Raw genomic sequence first — 22,622 nt, 5'->3', positions numbered from 1 at the left:
GTTTTTAAATAAAGGGAAGATGTTCACTACTCATTTTATGGAGGAGCGGTACGCATCATTTCTTCACATTGAAAATAAGAGCCTATCCTTCCTCTAATTATGCTCGTATGAAAGATAAGGAAAAGACACTTTTGCCACATGGTGATTGGAGTGGGGCCAGCGTCACAACTGATACCTTGGGACGAACGCAGTGGGTGAAGTGACTCGGACGCTGGTGGTACGGAAATCTACCCCAGACTTTGTGAAAAAGTGTATTACTGCTATTGACATGATCTTTTTTCAACAACATGAAAAGGACTCCATCATGAAAGATTGGAGTCCCTGTCGTTTCTTGTATTATTTAAGACGCCATAACGTAGCGTGAGTTGTCTGGATTCGTTCGATTTTTTGTTGTAGCATGCGTTTCTTTAATTCACGCTCTGCTGCTTGCTCTGTAAATGAATAGATAAAAGCTATTTCATTTGTAGAAAGTGTATGGAATTTAGAAAATAAGTCCTCTATTGATGGTAATGGCTGACGGACAAGCTGTTCGTTCAGCATTTCTTGTAAAATATGTTCATAAACTTCATAGGAATAGCTACCGCTGACTTTTAGTCCTTCATCTTCAATACATTCATTGAAAAACACGATACTAGGGACTTCGTCAACTTCCATTTCACGTTTAATATATAAATCGCATTGGAAAGCTCGTGCTGCTTCCTTTGAGCCAAAGTCGACAGTGAATTCATTCATGTCTAGTTGAACATCCTCTGCAATTTTTAAAAGCGTTGCATAGGAGTTTACATCTTGGTGGTTTAGTAATACATATTCTTGTAGTTTCGACAAATAGCGTGCACCTGCACGTTTTCCCTGTAGTTCGGCTGCTTTAATAGCAATTGAAGGTAAGACAGGGTGATTAATATCAAGTTCGACTCCCGAGATACAACCTTTGACACGTTTACTTAAGCAATTTAAAGAAGTAAGCTCTGTGCTTAAAACAAAGCGCCACGTGAAATAGTGGTTGTATTCAAGCTGTAATTTACGAAGAGTTGCTTGCATACTGAAAGCTTCAGGGCAAAGTGGATCTACGAAAATATACAATTCAATAGGCTTGTTGGCAGTAGAAATCGTCGGCGTTGGCTCTTGCAGCAACATTTGAATATTATTCACGTAACAATTCCCCCTCATCGTCATTTGGCGTATTAACCATGTGATGAGCTGTTAATACTAAACGTTGATAATAAGTTTCACGGAACTTCCCTTCCAAACCTACCTCATCCATTGCTTCTGACATACACTCTAGCCAAGCTTGAGCACGGTCAGGTGTAATCGGAAAATTCATGTGACGTGCACGCATCATTGGATGTCCATGTTCCTCAGTAAAGAGATTTGGTCCACCTAAATACTGTGTTTGAAATTGAATTTGCTTACGGGCTGTCTCTGTTAAATCCTTTGGAAAGATTGGAATAAGATCAGGATGCTGAGCCACTCTTTTATAGAACGCGTGAATGAGTTCTGACAGTTTTTCAGCTCCCAGCTCCTCATAAGGAACAGTGTATTTTCGACTCATAGGTTATATGCTCCTTTAATTCTTCTTTATATCTTAAAGTATCATTTTATCGCATTCAGCAAGTGTTCAAACGACTGCTGAATCTAGAACACCGTCAAAAAGTACTACGCATGTGGCAATGAAAGTGTTGCCACAAAGCCCTCCGGCAGTTGTCGCAGGACGTGACTTTCTTAGGCTAACTTCTACTTTTCTGCTCGGAAAAATCTAGACACATCGTTAGCGGCAATTAAGCCGAAGCGTTATTGATATACTTGTCATCCTCAAAATGTGAATTTCTTGTGACTACCTTCATTCTATCAACGTCTTTTCGTTAACACAAACAAAGAGCTCTTTCGAATTGTTGTTCGCTAAAATAGCACAAATTTCACCACAATGGGTGAAATTTGTTGGAAAAAGTATGGATAAAAGGAAAGATGCGATTACACTGTGTAGTAATTCATCACTTTTTTGACATAATTCTGTGTTTCTTTGAAAGGAGGAATCCCTCCATATTTCGTAACGCGAGACGCGCCAGCATTGTAGGCTGCTAAAGCTAGTGTAGGGTCATTATTAAATTTATCTAGCATTTGACGCAAATATTTTGCCCCAGCCATAATGTTTTGCTCTGGGTCAAAAGCGTTTGTCACGCCTAAATATTGTGCTGTTGTGGGCATTAATTGCATTAAGCCCTGCGCTCCTGCATGACTCACTACAGTTGGATTAAAATTAGATTCTTGCTTGATGACAGCCGCAATAAGCTTTTCGGGTACCTGATAAGTAGCGGCAGCTTTTTCGATAATAGCGGCATATTGATTGGCTCCTGTTAGTGAATTGGCGTACGCTGTAGAGCCTATAACATCATCTGAAACATAAGAATCAAGCTTTGTGCCAGTATAGTTGTTTGCTAAAGCTTTTTTGACAGATTCAGGGATAAACACAGCATTAGAGCCTTGATAAAGCAATGATTCGAGTGAGCTACCTTCTGAATTATTGGCTAACATTGTCAGCTGATTGACGAAATCTGAATGATTTGCTGTTCCAGACGCAAATAAGCTAGACAATTTGGCATTGCTTGCTGTCGATGCTTCTCCTAATAATTCATTAATCATGTCAGAAAAAATAGAATTATTGTCTGTCAGATTGTTTGTTGATGCATTTTCGGTAGCTCCAAGTGTTTGCAATGCTTGAATTTCTAGTAAAGATTTTAGTGATTGAATATCCAAGGAGTCAGTCACCTTCCTTTTTATACTATTATGAATTTTGTGCTTGTAGAGCTTTCATAAAGCGGGCTATTTTTTTATCTGTAGCCTGTTTTTTAATTCCGTATTGCTGTAAAAATTCGTCGAAAATTGTATTTCCTTTTATTGCATCTTTTGCTTCATATTCTACCTCATAATCGTCGCACTGCAAATAGTAAGAATGGTCAAAAACAAGAAGCCCCTCTTTATAAGGAATTTCGACACGATCTGTAGTGAGTGAGCCAAATACTTGTAATTGTTCTAAAGGAATACTGTGGCTGGCTAATTTTTTTGCTACTTCTTGAGCAAAAAAGCCTTTACCATCAAGCATTTGCTGTGCCTGTACTGCAGTTAATTCATCTGTTGTTTCAAGATGAGCATGCTCGGTATTTTTCTCTTTGAGTGTACATTCGTAATAATCACCAATTTGTCTAATTCGCAGCCCGCTTTGCAGTTGACGAATGGCCTGTGTAGGCGTGTCAAAATAATGATTTACTTGTCGATGAATAGCATTTTGGCTAATGTGGAAGTCTTGTAACAATTGCTCGTATTGTTGTTTTGTTAATAGATTTTTAAACTCAATTTCAATTTCTTGTGTCATTTATATTCACCTATTTAATTTTTTATTTTTCATTCGTTGTTTCGCTTGATTTAGTATTTACACACTGCAACTATTTACCCTGTGTGATAAAATAAGAGGAAGAGTACAACGAAAAGGGGAACCGCAGTGCGTAAAATTTATACAATAGAAACATCGAATTTTGAACAAGATCAACTTCATTTTAGTTTAAACGACAATGAAGTAAATTTACAGTTAAAACCTGCTGGACAACTCATTGCAGATTCAGATGAGTTTGCATTTATTTATTTACTTGATGCAGGCGAAGACTATCATTACTTGCGTTTTCCACCGAGTAGTTGGGAGAATCTTGTACATATTTTACAAAAAAAGAAAGATCCAATACTACGAATAGGTGAAGAAGAGATTGAGCTGACAAATTTCTACGATGAATTGGAAATGCTCGTGTATAATATTGAAGGAAATTACAATTACGGGGCAGAATTTGTCCAAACCGTGGAACAACACTTTCAGGCAATTCTTGCTGAATAGAAAGACAAAACGAACAGACGGTGGTGTTCGATACCGAATGTCGGGAGGTTTTTACAATGGGACAATGGGAAATATTTTTAAGTCCTTATAAACAAGCAGTAGACGAGTTAAAAGTAAAATTAAAAGGCATGCGTTCGCAATTTGGTATTGTTAATGCCAATTCACCAATTGAATTTGTAACAGGACGTGTTAAGCCTTTAGCAAGTATATATGATAAAACATTAGAAAAAGGATTAGCTTTTGAGCCCTCTAAACAACTTGGTGATGAACTTGGTGATATCGCCGGGCTTCGGATTATGTGTCAATTTGTTGATGATATCGCAACGGTAACAGAGCTTATTCGTCAGCGTAAAGATATGCGTGTAGTGGAAGAACGCGATTATATTACACATAATAAGCCAAGTGGTTACCGCTCCTACCATATGATCGTGGAATATCCTGTTGAAACGATTCAAGGAAAAAAAGTAGTGTTAGCCGAAATCCAAATTCGAACACTAGCCATGAATTTCTGGGCATCTATTGAGCACTCTTTAAATTATAAATATAAGGGCATGTTCCCAGAGGAAATTAAAAATCGTTTACAAAGTGCAGCAGAGGCAGCATTTCGATTGGATGAGGAAATGTCATTGATTCGTAGTGAAATTCAAGAGGCACAGGCCTACTTTAGCGAATACAAAGAAGCATCGAATCCTAATTTACTAACAGAGAAGGAGCGTGACGCCCAATGAAATTTTCTATTCAATCACGTAGAGATGCACAATCTAACGAGCTAATGGAGCTAGCTAAAACTTATTTACAGGATTTTGGCTTAACTTATGATGAGGAAACACCAGAAATCGTTGTTTCTATTGGAGGAGACGGCACGCTTTTGCATGCCTTTCATCGATATTCTCATTTGTTAGACCAAGTAGCATTCGTTGGTATTCATACGGGGCATTTAGGGTTTTATGCGGATTGGAAGCCATCTGAATTAGAAAAATTAGTTTTATCCATTGCTAAAAAAGACTTTAATGTTGTGGAGTATCCACTTTTAGAAGTAAAAGTAGAGCATCACAATGCCGATTCGAATACGTACCTAGCGTTAAATGAAGCAACAATCAAATCGCCAGATGTAACACTTGTTATGGATGTCGAGCTGAACGGCAATCAATTTGAGCGTTTCCGTGGAGATGGTCTATGTGTATCAACGCCTTCTGGTAGTACGGCTTATAATAAAGCACTTGGTGGGGCAATTATCCATCCTACATTAGCGGCACTACAAGTCACTGAAATTGCATCCATTAATAATCGTGTTTTCAGAACAGTAGGATCACCATTAATATTACCAGCACACCATCATTGTGTGTTACGTCCTGTAAATGAACAGAACTTTAATATGACCGTCGATCACTTGCAAATTACACAAGGTGATGTCAAGGCTATTGCATTTAATGTAGCAAATGAAAAAGTACGTTTTGCCCGTTTCCGACCATTCCCATTTTGGGAGCGCGTGCATGAATCTTTCGTCGCTAATGAATAATATGGATACAAGGTTTACATTGCACTTTGTGGCTGATAAAGAGGGGCAATTATTACGAGAAGCCCTTCAGGAATGGCGTATATCCAAGAAAGCCTTAACCGCCATTAAGTTTGATGGTGGCTTATTAACAGTCAATGGTGTCGAACGTAATGTGAGACATGTCCTTCAAGAGGGTGACTATGTGGGAGTGACATTTCCTCCTGAGGAAAGAAGTGACGGTCTTGCTATTGAGCATGGTGATTTAACCATCGTATTTGAGGATGATGCAATCTTAGTGCTTGATAAACCAGCTCACCAGAGTACAATTCCCTCAAGAGAGCATCCAACCAAAAGCATTGCAAATTTAGTTTGTGGCTATTTTGAGCAACAAGGATTAGCTTCCACAGCCCACATAGTCACAAGGTTAGATCGAGATACATCAGGCTTACTCTGTATTGCCAAGCATGCGCACATTCATCATTTAACAGGGCTTGCTCAGCGTAGTAGAAACATTTCAAGGCAATATGAGGCGATTGTGCATGGCCATGTCGAACAAAATTTTCAATCCATTGTGGCTCCTATAGGGCGTAAAGTGACGAGTATTATTGAAAGAGAAGTACGAGAAGATGGGCAATATGCACATACAGATGTAACCGTGCTAAAGCGGTTTTTACTTGATGCTGAACCAGTGACATATGTACGATTGCAATTGCATACAGGACGTACACATCAAATTCGCGTACACATGGCGTACCTTGGGCATCCACTTGTTGGGGATGACCTTTATGGTGGAAGCCGTCATTTGATTGATCGACAAGCACTACACTGTGTCTCCTTAAGTATGGAGCATCCACTGACTGGTAGGCCATTACACTTTACAAGTATGTTAAATGAAGACATGCAGAGATTATTGAAGTAGTCTTTGATTGATAGAAAGGAGATGTTCGCACAAACGGGCATCTCCTTATCATTTTTGATGTAATAACAGTGTATAGGAAGTATCTTTACACCGACTTTATAAAATTAATGTATAGTAAAATAGAAATCGTCATGATTTTACGCTTAAAATCGAATTTTATAAAAATCTGTACACCGACTCTGATGGATAACTTAAAAAAGGGTTTGCAGAAAAGGTATAATACACTCTATTATATAGAAGGTAGATTTTACGGCATTGCCCGTAAAGATGATTGAAAGCTCGGAAGGAGGGGACAAGCATGATAGAGGAAAGAAATGAAAAGGATGATGTGCAATTTGATGAGGCACATCTACGAGGAATGCTCGAAGCACATAATATTGATGCATTCCGTGATGAGTTTTTAGAACTTCATCCATATGATCAGGCAACGTTTTACGAAAAGGTGGAACCTGATATAAGGAAGATCATCTATTCGTTCTTGTCTCCGACAGAAATGGCTGATATTTTTCAGGCAATCGATATCGAAGATGATGAATATAAAGCGTACCTAGCTGAAATGGATCCTTCATATGGGGCAGAAATGCTTTCGCATATGTATGCTGATGATGCGGCAGATGTCTTAAATGAGCTGGATTTGGCACAGCGTGAAAGCTATTTGGAAATGATGGATGAGGAAACGGCTGAAGAAATTAATGAGCTATTAAGCTACGATGAATATACAGCCGGTTCTATTATGACAACTGAATACGTTGCTATACCAGAAAATTCAACAGTGCGTTCAGCAATGGCCATTTTGCGTAAAGAAGCACCAGATGCAGAGACTGTTTATTATATTTTCGTGGTGGATGAAGAACACCGTTTGACAGGTGTTATATCACTACGAGATTTAATCATTGCTGACGAGGATACACGTATTCGATCCATTATGAATGAACGTGTTGTGATGGTACATGCAAATGATGACCAAGAGGAAGTCGCACAAATTATGAAGGACTATAATTTTTTAGCGACACCTGTTATTGATGATAAAGGGGAACTGCTCGGTATTATCACGGTCGATGATATTATTGATGTTATTGATGAAGAGGCTTCTGAGGATTACTCAAAATTAGCCGGTATTTCGGATATGGATAAGTTTGATGTAACACCTTTCCAAGCAGCTAAAAAACGTTTACCTTGGTTAGTAGTACTACTGTTTTTAGGTATGCTGACAGCCAATTTAATGGGGCAATTTGAAGATACTTTAGATAAGGTAGCCTTACTAGCTGTCTTTATTCCACTTATTTCAGGAACATCAGGGAATAGTGGAACACAAGCATTAGCCGTGGCGATCAGAGGTATTGCAACAGGAGACGTGGAAGAACATAGTAAATTCAAGTTACTACTACGTGAAGCAGGTACAGGCTTAATGTCAGGCGTTGTTTGTGGATTAATCGTTATTGGCATTGTTTATTTCTGGAAACATGAACTTGTTTTAGGAATGTTAGTAGGAGCAGCACTTTGTGGTTCTATTTTAGTCGCGACATTAGCGGGTTCCTTTATTCCGTTGTTAATGCATCGACTAAAAATAGACCCTGCTGTGGCATCAGGACCTTTTATTACAACTTTAAATGATATAACAAGTATTTTAATTTACTTAGGATTAGCGACAGTTTTTTTAAGTCAAATAGGCTAAGAACCAATTTACTTACTTTCGCATATTGTATGGAAAAAAGGGAAGTGAGTAAAGTGGATCGAGAGCCACGCTTGTTTATAAAATCACCATCATATTTTTTAAATATTTCTAAGGCGTTACATGAACTTGATTTGGATGAAAGTACATCCGTATATGTAAGGGACAACATTTTCGATGAGCAAACAGTTGATGGGAAAGAAGATATCGTAGAAGATGTACAAATAGATCCGTACTTACTAAAACAACTTCAATTTTTAGAAAAGCCATTTCGTCAGAGGGCCTATCAGCCATTATTAGTTTGCTTAAAAGATGGTAGAAAATTAACTGGAACTGCCTCAGAAGTACAGAGTGATTCTTTAATGCTAACATCATTAGAATTAAAAACACAGGAAATCATTCATTTTGAAGAGATACAACAAATACTGTGGCGTGGAAGAAAATTGCCAACATTATAAAAAAAGTGTACAGCAGAGGATGCTGTACACTTTTTTTTATGTGTGTGTGTCAAAGGTGAAAGAAATTAATCACAAATCCCTAAGTCAACATCAGCGATACATTGTACAGCGCAGAAACAAGATAAATCTACAGTAATACAGCTATCTGTTGAGTTCCAGTCATCTACTTTACAGATTTTCTTCATGTTTACGCAACAGCCGTCACGACTTAATAAGTCTACTGTACTTTCACTAGAGTCAAATGTACATAATGGCTCTAAAACACGTAAAGTTGCACAGCACTCATCAAACATATCTTCTACACGGAAGAATACGGATGTACAAATACAAGGATCTGCTGTTGGAGAGTTAAAGAATGCTTTGAAAGGAGTACCATCTTTTGTAATTAACATGAATACACGTGTATCTGCTTGAGAGCGTGCAGGACTAACAATTCCGCCTAGTGGTTCTAAGAAACAGTTCGCTGTACATGGAGAACACTCATCTCGCACCGCTTGATTTTGAATATCTAAAATAGCGCGAACTACGTCACAAACGCAGCCTGCTGAATGGATTGGTCCAATAGGATTTGTTGGCTTACCACAACCCATATTGTCACCTCCTTTCCTTGTTACTACTTCTACAATATGTACTTTTGAAAAATGGACTCGGGCTTTCGTATATATCTTCGAATGAATAGTTTTTTTATGTGTGGAGAAACTGTAAAGAAAAGGAGGGGAAAACATTTGAGGCTACTAGGAATGACATTACCTCTCTTAGTCGTTTTATCGCTGTTAAATGGTTGTGCTGAAAAAGAAAAATTTATTGTCTATGGGTCGCCACAAAATGAAAGTGAAGTCGAAGCCCTTATAAAAGAAGAAGACTATGTTGAACGATCAACGGTTATCCAATATGACGATAGTATGCTTGTTGCAGTACAAATCAAACCATGGGAAAAGTGGAAAAAGACTAAGCTAGAGAAAAAATTGCAAAAGAAATTTGATGAGAAATATCCAAACAAAGATGTATTTGTCTCAGCTGATTATAAAATTTTTTATGAAGCCAATAAAATAAAAAAGGATCAGATTGAAGATAATAAATTGAGCGATAAAATTACAAAACTAAAAGAGCTTGCAAAGGAGCAGACATAAATGGAAAAAGAACAATACCAACAGTTAGAGCAATATGTTACACCAAAGCCCCCTTATTTAAAGAATATAGCTAAGGCATTCTTTGTTGGTGGACTGATTTGTGCAATTGGTCAAGCTGTGTCCCTTTTTTACATTATTTTTTTCAATTTTACGGAAGCAACAGCAGGAAATCCAACTGTTGCCACAATGGTATTCTTTGCCATGATTTTAACGGGCTTGGGCCTTTATAAAAAAATTGGTCAATTTGCTGGTGCGGGCTCAGCAGTTCCAGTAACAGGCTTTGGTAATGCCGTTATTTCTGCGGCTATCGAACATCGATCAGAAGGGTTGGTACTGGGCGTCGGTGGCAATTTATTTAAATTGGCAGGGTCAGTTGTATTATTTGGGGTAGTATCTGCATTTTTCGTTGCTCTCATTAAATATATCCTTGTGACGATAGGAGTGGTTTCATGGTAATCGTTTTTCAATCGAAACCATCTCTTTTAGCTGGTGGAGTAGTAGCTGGCCCGTTGGAGAACCGCAGTATTTTTAGTCAGTATTTTGACTCGGTCTATGATGATGAACGATGGCAGATGAAAACAAATGAACAGGGGCATCGCAAAATGATCGAAGAGGCCTGTGAATTTGCTATGAAAAAATTGGGCATACAAAACGGAGATATTGATTATTTAATGGGTGGGGATTTGGTTAATCAAATGACACCGACCAATTTTGCAGCTAGAGATTTAGAAATCCCCTTTATTGGATTATTTTCAGCTTGTGCAACGTCTGTATCCTCTGCCATTATTGCATGCCTATTAACAGAGTTAGGTGTGGCTAATTTTTCATTAGCTGGTGCCTCAAGTCAGCATAATTCCATTGAACGTCAATTTCGTTATCCCATCAATTATGGTGCTCAAAAACCTCAAACTGCACAATGGACTGTGACAGCGGCAGGCTATGCCCTTATTGGAAAGCATCGTGAGGAGTATCCTTCTATAGAAGCAGCAACGATAGGCAAGTCAGTTGACTATGGCATGGATGATCCTTTCCATATGGGTGCAGCGATGGCACCAGCCGCCTTTCAAACGATTCAATCTCACCTACAGCAAAGAAACCAAAAAATTTATCATTATGATTTAATTTTAACGGGTGATTTAGGTCAGCTTGGATTAAAGCTGTTGAAAGGAATGCTTGTGGAAAATGGTGTGAAGAATGAAGAGCTAACGTTATTACGTGATGCAGGTGCCGAATTTTATGGACAGGATGAAGCATTCCAATCTGGTGCAAGTGGAGCAGGCTGTTCGGCGGCTGTTTTTTTTAGTTATGTTATTCAACAAATGCGCGCAGGGAGTTATAAACGAGTATTACTTGTGGCAACAGGGGCATTATTATCGCCGCTATCCTATCAACAAGGCGAGACGATTCCATGTACGGCACATGCGATAGAAATTACAATGAAATGAGGCAAAAACCATGGTTATGACATTTGTATTTGCATTTATTATTGGAGGCATTATTTGCGTCATAGGCCAATTATTAATGGATGTTGGCAATTTAACACCGGGACACACACTAAGTACGTTGGTTGTCCTCGGTGCCGTATTGGATGGTATGGGTTTATATGAGCCACTAATCAATTTTGCTGGAGCAGGAGCTACAGTACCCATTACATCCTTCGGGAATTCATTAACTCATGGGGCATTGGCGGAAGCAGAAAAGCATGGACTTGTTGGCGTATTAACAGGCATGTTCGAAGTAACAAGCTCAGGGATCAGTGCTGCTATCGTATTTGGCTTTATCGGTGCATTAATTTTTAAACCAAAAGGAAATATTGACTAGACGAATACCCCTCCCATTTTTACAACCGAAACATATTATAGGTTGTAGAAGGGAGGGGTGCTTTTATGGGATATCAAGGCTGGTCCTCACAACCTTATGGAAATAATGTTGGTGGGTGGAACAATAGCTATTGCGGAGGTTACTCTGGAGGCGGCAACAACTATGGCTATGGTTCTACGTTTGTTCTAATTGTTGTCCTATTCATTCTATTAATTATTGTTGGCGCTACTTACATCTAATTTGATGAACATAAAGGCTTTAGCTTCTATTTAGGACTATCTAAATAAGGTTAAGGCCTCCACCATTTGCGAAATGTTTCGTGCAAGACGCAAGGTCAATTTGAGTTTTAATGATAGGAGGGAAAACATGCATCGCTCGTTTTTTAATTCGATTGAGCAAAAAACAGGTGTATCGATGGATGAAATCTTCGCATTAGCCAATGCCATTCAACATGCGGATTTTACCAGTGAAAAACAAGTAAGAAAAATTGTAAGACGTGTAGCTAAAATTTCTAACAGATCGATTACGCAAGAGTTGGAAGATAAACTTGTACAATCTATTATTCAAGATGGCGCATCACTAGATTTAGATAAAATCACTAGAATGATGAAGTAGCGTATGGCATATCTACTTGGCAATGTAGCTTGTTACGATGGAGTAGATAAATGGTGGCAAGCGAATTCGTGTCTATTTAAAAAGGGTGTTACGACAATGCGCAATGCATATCGTAACACCCTTTGATTACATTTTTTTCTCCATAGCACGATGTGGAATACCTGCATCCATAAACTCAGGAGAGGTAACTGTAAATCCAAGCTTTTCGTAGAAGGGAATGGCATAGCTTTGTGCATGCAATTTTAATATTTCCTTGTTGATAGAAATGGCATGCTTCTCCATTTCCTTCATCATTAAAGCTCCTAATTTTTTACCACGCTGAGATTGTAAAATACAAACACGTTCAATTTTAGCTGTTGTGCCGTCAATACTACGTAAACGTGCTGCTCCTACTGGTTCAACGTTATCATACATAATGAAATGTGTTGCAGTGGCATCCACAGCATCACATTCTAGATGAAGCGGAACACCCTGCTCTTCAACAAATACCTTTTGCCGAATAGCAAAGGCATCATCGTGTTCTTGCTTTGTTTCAACAATTTTCACCTGATACAAGAATCACTCAGCTCCAGACAAACGGAATGTTTCATATGTTGTCCATGAGCCATCTTCTAATTGATATAAAAGATGGATGCGATCAATTGTATCCTTTTCATCAACGCCAGTCATGCGTAATTGTCCAAAGATATCGTCATGCTCAGAAGCTGACATTTTTTGAGCGATTGTAATATGAGGAACAAATACATGTTTCATTTCCCCATGAGGGATGTTGTCTTGAAGTTCATGTTGGAATGCTACTAATTGTTCAGTTGGTTCAATGCGGAAGTAAATCGCATTTGTTGTAGGGAAAAACGAACTTATGCGAGATGCATGAATGTTTAAAGGTGCATATTTAGCAGCAAGTTCATCCAATTGCTTGACGATGGTTTGAATTTCTTCTTCAGATGCATCGAAGCTGTCCTTTAACGTCATATGCGGTGTAATCTTTGCATAATGAGGATCATAACGTTTGCGATAAGTGTTTGCTAAATCTTGCAATTTTTTTGATGGAAATGCCACAATACCGTACTTCATAGTCCATTACCTCCCGAAAATAAACAATTTTTCTATTTAAGTATAACAGAAATTTCAATTTTCGTAATTTGAATCACCCAATATTAATTGAAATTTTCAATTAAAGCACGTCGAAGGTCTGGTTTCCAATATTTCCATGTATGATTGCCTTCGAACTCGTCATAAAATGTAGTGAACCCTTTACTAATCATGAGCTCATGTAATTGACGGTTAGGTGTTAAAAAGTCTTTGATGGTTTTATCCATTGTCACTACCTGATCTTCGCCCTTACCTACTATATGGTAGATAGAAATCGCGCCAGGATCTTTAAATTTTTCAACAGCCTGTAAGACATCCTCATCAACATATGGTGATTGTAAAATGACTTTGCCAAAGATGCTTGGGTACTTTAGGGCAGCCATTAAGGAAGCAGTGGCAGCCATAGAGTCTCCAATGACGCCACGACTCATACCCATTTGGTAAGTGGCATATTCATTGTCTAAATAGGGTACTAGCTCATGAGCTAAAAAGCGTAGATAGGCTTCGTGTTGCTCACCGCTTGGAATATATTTATGACGTCGATCTTTAATATCTTTGTAAGGAACAAATGCTATAATTAAATTTTCGATTTCATAGTCATCAATCAGTTCATCAGCTAGCTTTGTAATGCCGCCGAGTTGGAAATAATCTTTACCGTCTGATGCGATTAAAATATTGTATTTATAAAGTGGAGAATAATTTGCAGGAACATAAATATAGAGCTGTAATTCTTCCTGTAATGCTTCACTATAAAATGTTAAATCCTGTACTGTTCCCTTATCCAATGATGACACTCCTTCTTGTGTTTGTAACAAAATTGTACCATATTACGAAAGTAAAGGTATAATAGGTTGGGCTAGCTTTATACTAGCAATAAAAATCGAAATGAGGGTTAATTATGCATAATAAAAGTATTCGTGTGCACTCTGACGAAGTAGCAAAGGCAGCTCAAGCCGCGTTAATTCGTAGAGGTGTAGCGATAGAGGATATCGCAAAAATTGTTTACGAAATGCAAAAAACCTATAATGAAGGTTTAACACTGGAGCATTGTGTTCATTCTGTTGAACGTGTTTTACGTAAGCGAGAAGTACAGCATGCTTTATTAGTAGGAATTGAATTAGATGAACTAGCAGAGAAAAAATTATTATCTTCACCACTGCAACAAATTATCGAATCGGATGAGGGGTTATTTGGTGTAGACGAAACAATCGCACTAGGATCTGTTTTTACATATGGCAGTATCGCCGTTACCACTTTTGGTCATTTAGACAAGCAAAAAATAGGGATTATTAAAAAACTCGATACAGAACCTGGACATCATGTCAACACATTCTTAGATGATTTAGTTGGCAGTATAGCAGCTTCAGCGGCTTCACGTATTGCACACCGCATGCGTGATCTAGAAGAGGAAGGCGAAACATTTGCTGATATCGAGCCTGAAGAGCTAGGACCAAAACCAAAATCACATAATGAAATATAAAATGAGTTTCTACTATTAAAAATGAGCCTTCTCAATTTTGAGAAGGCTTTCATGTTGTTGAAAAAAGATGATGTCAACGACAGAAAAAGCAAATTTGCAAGGTAAGAGGTTGATTTCCGTTCCGCCAGCGCCCTTTCCAGGGGGCGTCCGATGAGCCGCTTCACTCACTTACGCTCGCTCCAGGGTCTCATCTGTGACGCTAAATCCCCTAGGAGTGACGCTGGCTCCACTCCAATCAACCATTCTGCAAAGTGTCTTTACTTTTTTTCATAGTAATATAGCGATTAAATAGCCCATTATTTTTAGAGGGAATAAGCTCTTATTTTCAATGTGGGGAAGTGATGTGTGACAACACCTCTCCATAAAGAGTAGTGAAGACCTTCGCCTTATTTGAAAACCTTTGCTAAAAAGGTAATACTTTTGTAGGTTGGAGTGGAGGCTACTTGACTCCCGTGGGATAACGAGACAGGCGAGCCTCTAAACGGAGCGATAGCGGAGGAAGCGGCTCGGGGCGCTCGCCCACAGGAAAGCAAGTAGCCTGCAACGGAAATCCATTTCTACCTTCCAATTGACTGTTATGTTTTTCAACACTAAGTGAGCCTTCTCAAATTTTGAGAAGGCTCAAATTAGTATTACTTATTATCGTTATATGCTTTTACAAATTCTTTTACTTTCTCGCTATCTGCCTCCAGTTTTAAACCAGTATCGATTAATGGAGATACTGTGGATACAGCTGGTTTTTTATTGCCTTGGTAATAGCTAATGAATTCGTCTTGGTTAATGGAGTATAGGATTGCTTTACGTAAATCTGCTGAATCAGAAACTGCACGTCCAGACGTATTCATTTGTAAGTAAGACACAGCATTACTATCTGCCGTATTTAATGTTAATTTAGCGTCTGATTTCACAATATCCAACTTCGTTTCTGGAACTGTTTGTAGAACATGTATTTCACCATTACGTAATGCAGATAGTGCACTATCAACATCAGAGATAAATCGAACATTAATTTTGGCGATTTTTGGTTCATATTCGCTACCTGCACGGTAAGCAGGGTTTTTCACGAATTGTGCTTCATAATCATTTTTCTTCACTAAAATGTAAGGACCACTTGCATATAGCTGATTGTTAAATGTTGCTGAACCTTCCGTTATAGTAGCTTGATCACCATAGGCAATGTCTTTATCAGGATCATAGCTAGCCACGTCATACGTATTAATGCTTGTTACTTGTTTTTCAGATACGATACCACCAGATTGGTGTGCTAAATAATTTAATACTTGTGGGAATGGAGTTGGCGTTGTAATTTTAACAACTTGGTATGCACCTGCTGCATTATGAACAGCACCTTTTTCCTTTGTTAATTGTGCTATTGAAGCAGGTAGGTTTTGTGATAATGCATCTAACACTGATTGCTCAGAGCCTGCTACTTTTTTGCTTTGTAATTCAGCTAAATCAGAAACGATTTCCACTGTTTCTATATTTTCATGAATGCTATAAGTACGATGATCTGGTACTGAATTAGCATCTTTTGCACGATTTAATGAGAAGACAACATCTTCAGCTGACACTAATTCACCTGTATCAACTGCTGCACCATCTTTCACAGCTGCAAAGTGGATATCATCACGTAAAATGAAGTAATATTCTTGATTACCTTCAGCCATTACATGGTTATAAGATAATGAACCATCTGAAACAACTTCATCTGTATCTGTTAAGTTAACAAGACGAACGTACATATTCGTGTTTAATGTATTGATGGAACCATCATTCCCTTTGATTGGGTCAAGTGAAGTAAGGGAGTTGATTGTTTGGTGTAAGATTAAAGGTTCTGTTGCATTTTTAGCCGCATCATTAAATTCAATTTTTTCCCAAACCTGTGCACGAGATTTTGGTAAAAGGACCGTTTTAGGATTTACTAATTCAGAGTAGATCCCTTGATATTTATTGGAAATATATAAAGGCGCAATATAAGCTTGATCGAATACTAGTAATTGCTCTAAATCTTTATATTTAGCTGCTGCTTCTTCACCAGTCAATGTGCTTGCTTCATCGATTAGTGCATCTAATTTTGAATCTGCAATAACACTGTAGTCACCGCCTGTTTTAAATAGACCACGTACAGCATAGTCAGGGTTCCCAGTTACTGTCGTCCAGCTTGAAAGAGCAAGATCATAGTTACCCGCTTCTTTTTGAGCAGAGAATGAACCGTAATCTGGTTGAATATTTAGTTTTACATCAAAACCATTTTTCACCAATTGGTCGCGTACAATATTCATATCTTCTTCAGCAGACGCCATTCCTAATACTTCAATGGCCACTTTGCCATTGCTCTTGTTATTATCTTTTGAATCTTTACTGCCTTCTACGTCAGTTTTTGTTTGTACACAGCCAGCTAAAGCTAGTACTGCAACGAATAAAAATACAAGTAATTTCTTCATAGTTACCTCCAATTAATTTGTTTTTGGATCTAAAGCATCTCGTAAACCATCTCCTAAGAAGTTAAAGGAGAGGACAAGAAGCATAATACAAAGACCTGGGAAAATCGCGACATATGAATGTGTCTCCAGGTACGTACTACCAACTTTTAAAATATTGCCCCATTCGGGAATATGTGGCTCAATACCAAGCCCTAAAAAACTTAAACTACTTGTTGAAATAACAGCTCCCCCAATCGTTAAGGTTGCTTTCACAATCATTGGTGCTAATGAATTGGGAACAATATGCTTGAAAATAATAGCAGCATCAGATGCACCTAAAGCTCTAGCTGATTCCACAAATTCAAAATTAGCAAGCTGCATAACATTAGCCCGCATTGTACGAGCATAGGTTGGAATTGCCCCAACACTCAGCGCAATAATGAGGTTCACTGTATTAGCACCAAAGGCAGCGATAATAGCAATAGCTAACAAAATGCCAGGGATAGCATATAAAACATCAAGGCTTCGCATGATGATATTATCAGTGGATTTTCCATAATAGCCTGACAAAGCGCCTAATGTTCCTCCCACAACTGCTGGAATAATCGTTGAGAAAAATCCGACGATTAACGATATTTGTGCACCAAATACAATGCGAGAAAATAAATCTCGTCCGTAATTATCTGTGCCTAGCGGATAGTCCAATGATGGTGTTTGCAGTAACGCACCATAGTTATTTTCTGTAGCAAAATCATAGTCAAAAGTCCAAGAGCTTGTGACGGACAATGAGAACATGAAAATAATGAAGAATAAGCCGAATACAGCCATCGTATTACGTAAAATCTTTTCCCATATTTTTTGCCACTTTTCTATAGAAGACGGATTTGCCTTTCGAGCCTTTTGAATCAGGCTATAGCCTAGTAATGTCGCAAATAGATTACCAGTGAAAGTTGCAAATAGTAATAAAACGCCAGGAATAATCATCCATTTAGGTGCCTCAGTAGCTGTCACATATTTCGTACATAAAATGGCCATCACGATATAAAATAGCGCTAGTACTAAGAAAACACCCATCGCCAGTAAAAAGGTATCCGTTACATATGGTTTAAATATATTCAATGCTGCAATACCAATGATGAATAATTGTGTAATAAAGGCATAGGCTGCAAAAGTATATTCTGCAGATTTTCTTTTCGACACAAGCATAAATGCAAAGGATGTTGAAAAAATATTGCCTGACAATATAGTGATTAACAATGGATAGCCCAGCACTCGAGTGTTTTTTTGAATGTCACCGTGCTTTGCTAAGTCCTTTTTAATTCGTAAATTGATGAAAGCAACATATGCCGTGGTAATAGCATAAATAACAAAAAAGAGTATAATAACTGGTCGCCAGCTATTGGTAGAAAAATTATAGCTATAGGTTAGAAACAAGAAAGAAAACAATAAGGAAAAGACAAAAGTGAAATGAGAATTGACATATTCCTGTGTAATCTTCAAGAGTAGTTTGACATGTAAGATGTTTTTCACAGGTGATCCTCCTTTAAGACTTCTTCATTTTCGAGCGAATGCGTGGATCAAAAAAGGCATACATGATATCAATCAATAAATTGACAATTGAAATAGTAATGGCAATATAAACAACGCCCCCAAGAATGGCCGGAATATCAGGGATAAATTGTTTATCGACGATATAGCTACCAATCCCACTAATGTTGAATACCTTTTCTGTTACAGATGCGCCTCCCAACATACCCCCAAAAAGAAGTCCAATCACCGTAATAATCGGAATCATGGCATTACGAATGGCATGTTTTGAAATGACTTTAAATTCATTTAAGCCTTTTGCTTTTGCTGTAATAATGTAATCCTCATGAATCACCTCAAGCATACTCGACCTTGTCATCCTAGCGATGGATGCTGTAATGGATGTTCCCAAGACGATAATGGGCATGATGAGTGATAACCAATTGTGAGGATTATAGGTCGCTGGAAACCATTGAAGCTTTAAAGCAAACGTTAAAATAAAAATTAAACCTTGCCAAAAGCTTGGGATGGATAAACCGATTAAAGCAATGAACATAAATGTATAATCCAAATATGAATTTGGACGAACAGCTGAAATAATACCGACTGGAATAGCAATGGCGATAGCCATTAACAATGACAATACGGCTATTTCAAGTGTGACAGGAAATTTTGTCGCAATGCTGTGGGTAATATCTTCTTTACCTGCAAAGGATGTTCCTAAATCAAATGTAAATAGGCCAGATAGTGCGTTCCAAAGCTGCGATAAATAAGGCTGATCTAAACCGTGAATACGATTAAAATTCGCAATCTGCTCGGGTGTTGCTTCAACTCCGAGTAGGTTTCTTGCTGGGTCAAATGGTGATAAATACAAAATAGTAAACACCAATGTAGCCACACCAACAATGACGATGAAGCTTTGTAAAATACGTTCAATAATAAATTGTAGGAACGGATTCGCAAATAAGATAAGTACTACATAAAATAAAACAGCTGGTAGAAAGGTAAGAGCGACAAAGCGTTTGTTTGTTAGTAGCTGATTAAAAAATTGGTTATACGTTAGTTGTTGTATGCCCTCTTTTTGTAAATCTTGATCCACTTGCTGTTGTAGTTTATTTTGAGTTAATTGCTTGGCTGTTGCTTGAATTTGTGACTGTAATACAGTCTCTTTAAAAAAGGTAGCTTTTGCTATTTCTTGTTGTTCAAAGTCCTTTTGCCAGTGAGCAACCAAAGCCTTCTCTAGGTAGTACTGACTACGTAATGCAAAAGCCTGATCATAATTGTTTGAATGTTTTCTTTTCCGATAGATAAAGTATGTAAAGGGATGAACTAAAATACTTAAGAAAAAAAGAATCAAATGGTAAGGCTTTTGATGCATTAGTTTTTGATAAACCGTAGAAAAGAAAATAAATTCCTTAGGTTTTAAATAATTTTTTGAAGTAACCATGCATTTCCTCCAAACGTAAATAAAATATTCAGCATCATATTGTATAATTCCTATCAGTATTGTAAAGTATGGATTATACTTGTAAGTAAGTCAATCACAAATTTTAAAAAGGATGGGTCGAATGAATGAAAAGCTTTTAGAAATCAATAATCTTCGCGTGTCCTTTATCACAGGGGAGACAGAATTCGAAGCTGTTAAGGACGTTAGCTTCCATCTAAATAAAGGTGAAACACTCGGAATTGTAGGAGAGTCTGGAAGTGGAAAAAGTGTAACGGCTCGTTCCATTATGCGTTTATTACCATCGCCGCCTTCATTTCTGAAATCTGGCACTATTGTGTTTAAAGGCCAAGAACTCACGGAATTAAGTGAAAAACAAATGGAAGGGATTCGTGGACAAGATATTAGTATGATCTTTCAGGATCCGATGACATCAACAAACCCTACCATTCGAATAGGAGATCAAGTGGCTGAAAGTTTAATCAAGCATCAGGCCATGTCAAAAACAGAGGCCTACCAACAAACAATTGAATTATTAAAACTGGTTGGTATTCAGGATGCTGAAGAAAGATATCGACAATACCCTCACGAATTCTCAGGTGGTATGCGCCAACGTGTGATGATTGCCATGGCACTTGCTTGTAACCCGTCCCTGCTTATTGCGGATGAGCCAACAACAGCACTTGATGTAACGATTCAAGCGCAAATACTGAAATTGATGCGTGATATGCAGAAAAAAATGGGGACGTCTATTGTTTTAATTACACATGACTTAGGCGTGGTTGCAGGTATGTGTGATCGTATCATCGTCATGAAAGAAGGAGAAATTGTTGAACAGGGCACAACGGAAGAGATTTTTGCGAATGCTCAGCATCCATATACCCAAAAATTATTGAATGCGCTACCAAAGCTGCATGAAAAAAAGCAGCCAAAAGAAATAGCCAATATTCAGTCAGGTATCGATCGTCATAAGCCATTGATTGAGGTGACACATCTGTCGAAGGAATTTTCACTAGGTCGTGGTCAAACGCTAAAAGCAGTCAATGATTTATCCTTCCATATATATCCTGGTGAAACATTGGGCTTGGTTGGTGAATCAGGCTCAGGAAAATCTACTACAGGTCGAACGATTCTTCAGCTTCATCAGCCTACAAATGGAGAGGTTTTATATCAAGGCATACCCGTAACAAGACTAACGAAAAAGCAGTTAAAGGCAATGCGTCGTCATATGCAAATTATTTTCCAAGATCCTTATTCATCGTTAAATCCTCGAAAAAAAATCTTAGATATTATCGGGGAAGCTCTGGATATTCATGGTCTAGTGAAGACACATGAAGAAAGACGACTACGAGTAGAGGAATTGCTTGAGCTTGTTGGTTTAAGGAAAGAACATGCTATGCGTTATCCTCATGAATTTTCAGGGGGACAACGTCAGCGAATTGGGATTGCTAGAGCATTAGCAGTCGAGCCAAACTTTATTGTATGTGATGAACCTTTATCAGCATTGGATGTCTCTATTCAAAAGCAGATTGTAGATTTATTAAAGGAATTACAGCAAAAACTTGGTTTAACATATTTATTTATTGCCCATGATCTGTCAATGGTGAAACATATTAGTGATCGTGTTGCGGTCATGTATGGTGGGAAAATTGTTGAATTGGCAGAAAGTGAAGAACTATATACTAATCCACAGCATCCTTATACCCGTGCATTATTACGCTCAATACCTATTCCAGATCCTGCAATAGAGAAGAAGAAATATAATGATGCCGAATATATCGAAGATAAAAAAGTACGCTATGAAGTAGAAAATAGTCAGCTAGTAGAGGTTTCTCCTAACCATTGGGTAGCTGTGACAATGTGATAGCTTGAATGTAGTAGCTTGATATTTTACAATAGAAACATCGTGCAACTTTTTGTTTTCCTAATGATGAGTTGCACAACTTATACCAAGCGTAGGTATAAGCAAAGATGATTAGTTGTGAGGGGCCTACTACATGAAAATGCAAGATATAAAAACATTAATAACAAGTGGTACGATTATTCTGGCTGTAGCATTGTACATGATATTTGGCAGATCACCTGCCGAAGATCAAGATACTAAAACAGTGACAGATCAGCAAGGAACTATTTCAATTGAACAAGTGGAAGAAAAAACAGGAAATAAACGCTTTGAGCTAGACTATATTAAAGCATATGATGGAGATACGATTCAGGCGACAATTAATGGTGAGAAACGAAAAATTCGTCTGTTAATGGTGGATACACCTGAAATGAATTACAACAAAGGCGATGCCCAGCCATATGCTGAACAAGCAAAAGATTACACGATTAATTTATTGGAAAAGGCTAAAAAAATTGAAGCAGTCTATGATGTTGGGCCAGAAACAGACAATTATGATCGCCTTCTAGCCTATGTTTTTGTAGATGATGTATTATTGCAGGAATCTTTATTAAAGGAAGGTCTTGCAGTTGTACGTTATATTCATAAGCCAAACAACACATTTGAAGATGCATTTAGAGCTATTCAACAAAAAACACAGGATGCAAAATTAAATATTTGGTCACATGATGACTACTTCCAAAATGATGGTTTCCACCCTGAAGTAGTTCAATAAACTAAAAATCCCTTTACTATACGCCTTTTAAAGGGCAATTTCAAAAAA

General features: G+C 37.9%; 26 protein-coding genes. 15 read left to right on the top strand and 11 right to left on the bottom strand.

The genetic code is table 11. The annotated features are described in order from the left end of the window. Positions 1–336: 336 nt before the first annotated feature. From MHI34_RS03435 to MHI34_RS03420, 4 genes are all read right to left on the bottom strand, one after another. Positions 337–1,149, bottom strand: coding sequence for a DsbA family protein (locus MHI34_RS03435; RefSeq protein WP_036126658.1), 813 nt, complete (start codon positions 1,147–1,149; stop codon positions 337–339). Next, entirely contained in the window at positions 1,142–1,549 is a 408-nt protein-coding gene (locus MHI34_RS03430; protein ID WP_004227447.1) for a hemoglobin, read from the bottom strand. The genes MHI34_RS03435 and MHI34_RS03430 overlap by 8 nt, the downstream gene beginning before the upstream one ends. A gap of 419 nt (positions 1,550–1,968) precedes the next feature. Next, positions 1,969–2,751, bottom strand: a complete 783-nt coding sequence (locus MHI34_RS03425) for a lytic transglycosylase domain-containing protein (protein WP_342504106.1) — start codon at positions 2,749–2,751, stop codon at positions 1,969–1,971. Between the two features lie 28 nt (positions 2,752–2,779). Next, positions 2,780–3,367 carry a CYTH domain-containing protein gene (locus MHI34_RS03420; protein WP_036126653.1) on the bottom strand — a complete coding sequence of 196 codons (588 nt, stop codon included), beginning with the start codon at positions 3,365–3,367 and terminating at the stop codon, positions 2,780–2,782. Positions 3,368–3,493: 126 nt separating this feature from the next. On the opposite strand from MHI34_RS03420, the gene MHI34_RS03415 reads away from it, so the two are divergent. The 6 genes from MHI34_RS03415 to MHI34_RS03390 all read left to right on the top strand — a co-directional run bounded on the left by MHI34_RS03415 (position 3,494) and on the right by MHI34_RS03390 (position 8,424). After that, positions 3,494–3,877: a hypothetical protein gene (locus MHI34_RS03415; protein WP_036126652.1), complete on the top strand. Its 384-nt coding sequence runs from the start codon at positions 3,494–3,496 to the stop codon at positions 3,875–3,877. A 56-nt stretch (positions 3,878–3,933) separates the two neighbouring features. Further along, positions 3,934–4,605, top strand: coding sequence for a GTP pyrophosphokinase family protein (locus MHI34_RS03410; RefSeq protein ID WP_036126650.1), 672 nt, complete (start codon positions 3,934–3,936; stop codon positions 4,603–4,605). After that, positions 4,602–5,396: an NAD kinase gene (locus MHI34_RS03405; RefSeq protein WP_036126648.1), complete on the top strand. Its 795-nt coding sequence runs from the start codon at positions 4,602–4,604 to the stop codon at positions 5,394–5,396. Before MHI34_RS03410 ends, MHI34_RS03405 begins: the two co-directional genes overlap by 4 nt. 1 nt (position 5,397) lies before the next feature. After that, on the top strand, positions 5,398–6,294 hold the full coding sequence (locus MHI34_RS03400) for an RluA family pseudouridine synthase (RefSeq protein WP_036126675.1): 897 nt from the start codon (positions 5,398–5,400) through the stop codon (positions 6,292–6,294). A gap of 298 nt (positions 6,295–6,592) precedes the next feature. Continuing rightward, positions 6,593–7,969, top strand: coding sequence for a magnesium transporter (gene mgtE / locus MHI34_RS03395; RefSeq protein ID WP_036126643.1), 1,377 nt, complete (start codon positions 6,593–6,595; stop codon positions 7,967–7,969). Positions 7,970–8,022: 53 nt separating this feature from the next. Continuing rightward, a complete protein-coding gene (locus MHI34_RS03390; protein ID WP_230593938.1) occupies positions 8,023–8,424 on the top strand; it encodes a hypothetical protein in 402 nt (133 codons plus the stop codon). Positions 8,425–8,489: 65 nt separating this feature from the next. Here MHI34_RS03390 and MHI34_RS03385 read toward each other — a convergent pair whose 3' ends face one another. Further along, positions 8,490–9,014 carry a CotY/CotZ family spore coat protein gene (locus MHI34_RS03385; protein ID WP_008174263.1) on the bottom strand — a complete coding sequence of 175 codons (525 nt, stop codon included), beginning with the start codon at positions 9,012–9,014 and terminating at the stop codon, positions 8,490–8,492. A 135-nt stretch (positions 9,015–9,149) separates the two neighbouring features. On the opposite strand from MHI34_RS03385, the gene MHI34_RS03380 reads away from it, so the two are divergent. From MHI34_RS03380 to MHI34_RS03355, 6 genes are all read left to right on the top strand, one after another. Continuing rightward, positions 9,150–9,554 carry a YhcN/YlaJ family sporulation lipoprotein gene (locus MHI34_RS03380; protein WP_230593937.1) on the top strand — a complete coding sequence of 135 codons (405 nt, stop codon included), beginning with the start codon at positions 9,150–9,152 and terminating at the stop codon, positions 9,552–9,554. Then, positions 9,555–10,010, top strand: coding sequence for a stage V sporulation protein AC (gene spoVAC / locus MHI34_RS03375; RefSeq protein ID WP_036126638.1), 456 nt, complete (start codon positions 9,555–9,557; stop codon positions 10,008–10,010). Continuing rightward, entirely contained in the window at positions 10,004–10,999 is a 996-nt protein-coding gene (locus MHI34_RS03370; RefSeq protein ID WP_036126636.1) for a stage V sporulation protein AD, read from the top strand. The genes spoVAC and MHI34_RS03370 overlap by 7 nt, the downstream gene beginning before the upstream one ends. 16 nt (positions 11,000–11,015) lie before the next feature. After that, complete coding sequence (spoVAE, locus tag MHI34_RS03365; protein ID WP_170829916.1) at positions 11,016–11,375, top strand: stage V sporulation protein AE; 360 nt, start codon at positions 11,016–11,018, stop codon at positions 11,373–11,375. A 65-nt stretch (positions 11,376–11,440) separates the two neighbouring features. Then, positions 11,441–11,614 carry a YjcZ family sporulation protein gene (locus MHI34_RS03360; protein ID WP_080717135.1) on the top strand — a complete coding sequence of 58 codons (174 nt, stop codon included), beginning with the start codon at positions 11,441–11,443 and terminating at the stop codon, positions 11,612–11,614. Positions 11,615–11,741: 127 nt separating this feature from the next. Further along, a complete protein-coding gene (locus tag MHI34_RS03355; protein WP_036126630.1) occupies positions 11,742–11,990 on the top strand; it encodes a stage VI sporulation protein F in 249 nt (82 codons plus the stop codon). A 126-nt stretch (positions 11,991–12,116) separates the two neighbouring features. On the opposite strand, the gene MHI34_RS03350 is transcribed toward MHI34_RS03355, so the two are convergent. The 3 genes from MHI34_RS03350 to MHI34_RS03340 form a co-directional block, all read right to left on the bottom strand. Next, the gene (locus tag MHI34_RS03350) at positions 12,117–12,545 is read right to left on the bottom strand and encodes a GNAT family N-acetyltransferase (protein ID WP_342504105.1); all 429 of its coding nucleotides are present in this window, start codon (positions 12,543–12,545) and stop codon (positions 12,117–12,119) included. A gap of 3 nt (positions 12,546–12,548) precedes the next feature. Further along, positions 12,549–13,064: a YjcG family protein gene (locus MHI34_RS03345; protein WP_036126625.1), complete on the bottom strand. Its 516-nt coding sequence runs from the start codon at positions 13,062–13,064 to the stop codon at positions 12,549–12,551. 83 nt (positions 13,065–13,147) lie between these two features. Beyond that, a complete protein-coding gene (locus MHI34_RS03340) occupies positions 13,148–13,867 on the bottom strand; it encodes an alpha/beta hydrolase-fold protein (protein WP_058844600.1) in 720 nt (239 codons plus the stop codon). Positions 13,868–13,980: 113 nt separating this feature from the next. Between MHI34_RS03340 and MHI34_RS03335 the strand changes: the two genes are divergently transcribed. After that, positions 13,981–14,562, top strand: coding sequence for a phosphatidylglycerophosphatase A (locus tag MHI34_RS03335; RefSeq protein ID WP_036126573.1), 582 nt, complete (start codon positions 13,981–13,983; stop codon positions 14,560–14,562). Between the two features lie 632 nt (positions 14,563–15,194). Here the strand turns inward: MHI34_RS03335 and MHI34_RS03330 are convergent. Genes MHI34_RS03330 through MHI34_RS03320 form a run of 3 tightly spaced genes read right to left on the bottom strand, consistent with a single transcriptional unit; the run spans position 15,195 to position 19,959 of the window. Next, positions 15,195–17,006, bottom strand: coding sequence for an ABC transporter substrate-binding protein (locus tag MHI34_RS03330; protein WP_342504104.1), 1,812 nt, complete (start codon positions 17,004–17,006; stop codon positions 15,195–15,197). A gap of 12 nt (positions 17,007–17,018) precedes the next feature. After that, complete coding sequence (locus MHI34_RS03325) at positions 17,019–18,515, bottom strand: ABC transporter permease (RefSeq protein ID WP_342504103.1); 1,497 nt, start codon at positions 18,513–18,515, stop codon at positions 17,019–17,021. Between the two features lie 13 nt (positions 18,516–18,528). Continuing rightward, positions 18,529–19,959 (bottom strand): ABC transporter permease, encoded by a 1,431-nt coding sequence (locus MHI34_RS03320; protein WP_342504102.1) that lies wholly within the window; start codon positions 19,957–19,959, stop codon positions 18,529–18,531. 121 nt (positions 19,960–20,080) lie between these two features. Between MHI34_RS03320 and MHI34_RS03315 the strand changes: the two genes are divergently transcribed. Further along, a complete protein-coding gene (locus MHI34_RS03315) occupies positions 20,081–21,820 on the top strand; it encodes an ABC transporter ATP-binding protein (protein ID WP_342504101.1) in 1,740 nt (579 codons plus the stop codon). Between the two features lie 133 nt (positions 21,821–21,953). Continuing rightward, positions 21,954–22,574 (top strand): thermonuclease family protein, encoded by a 621-nt coding sequence (locus MHI34_RS03310; protein WP_101966422.1) that lies wholly within the window; start codon positions 21,954–21,956, stop codon positions 22,572–22,574. Positions 22,575–22,622 lie beyond the last annotated feature (48 nt).

Source organism: Lysinibacillus sp. FSL L8-0126 (assembly GCF_038630385.1).
Lineage (GTDB): Bacteria > Bacillota > Bacilli > Bacillales_A > Planococcaceae > Lysinibacillus > Lysinibacillus fusiformis_D.
This window is presented reverse-complemented; position numbering and strand designations above follow the sequence as displayed.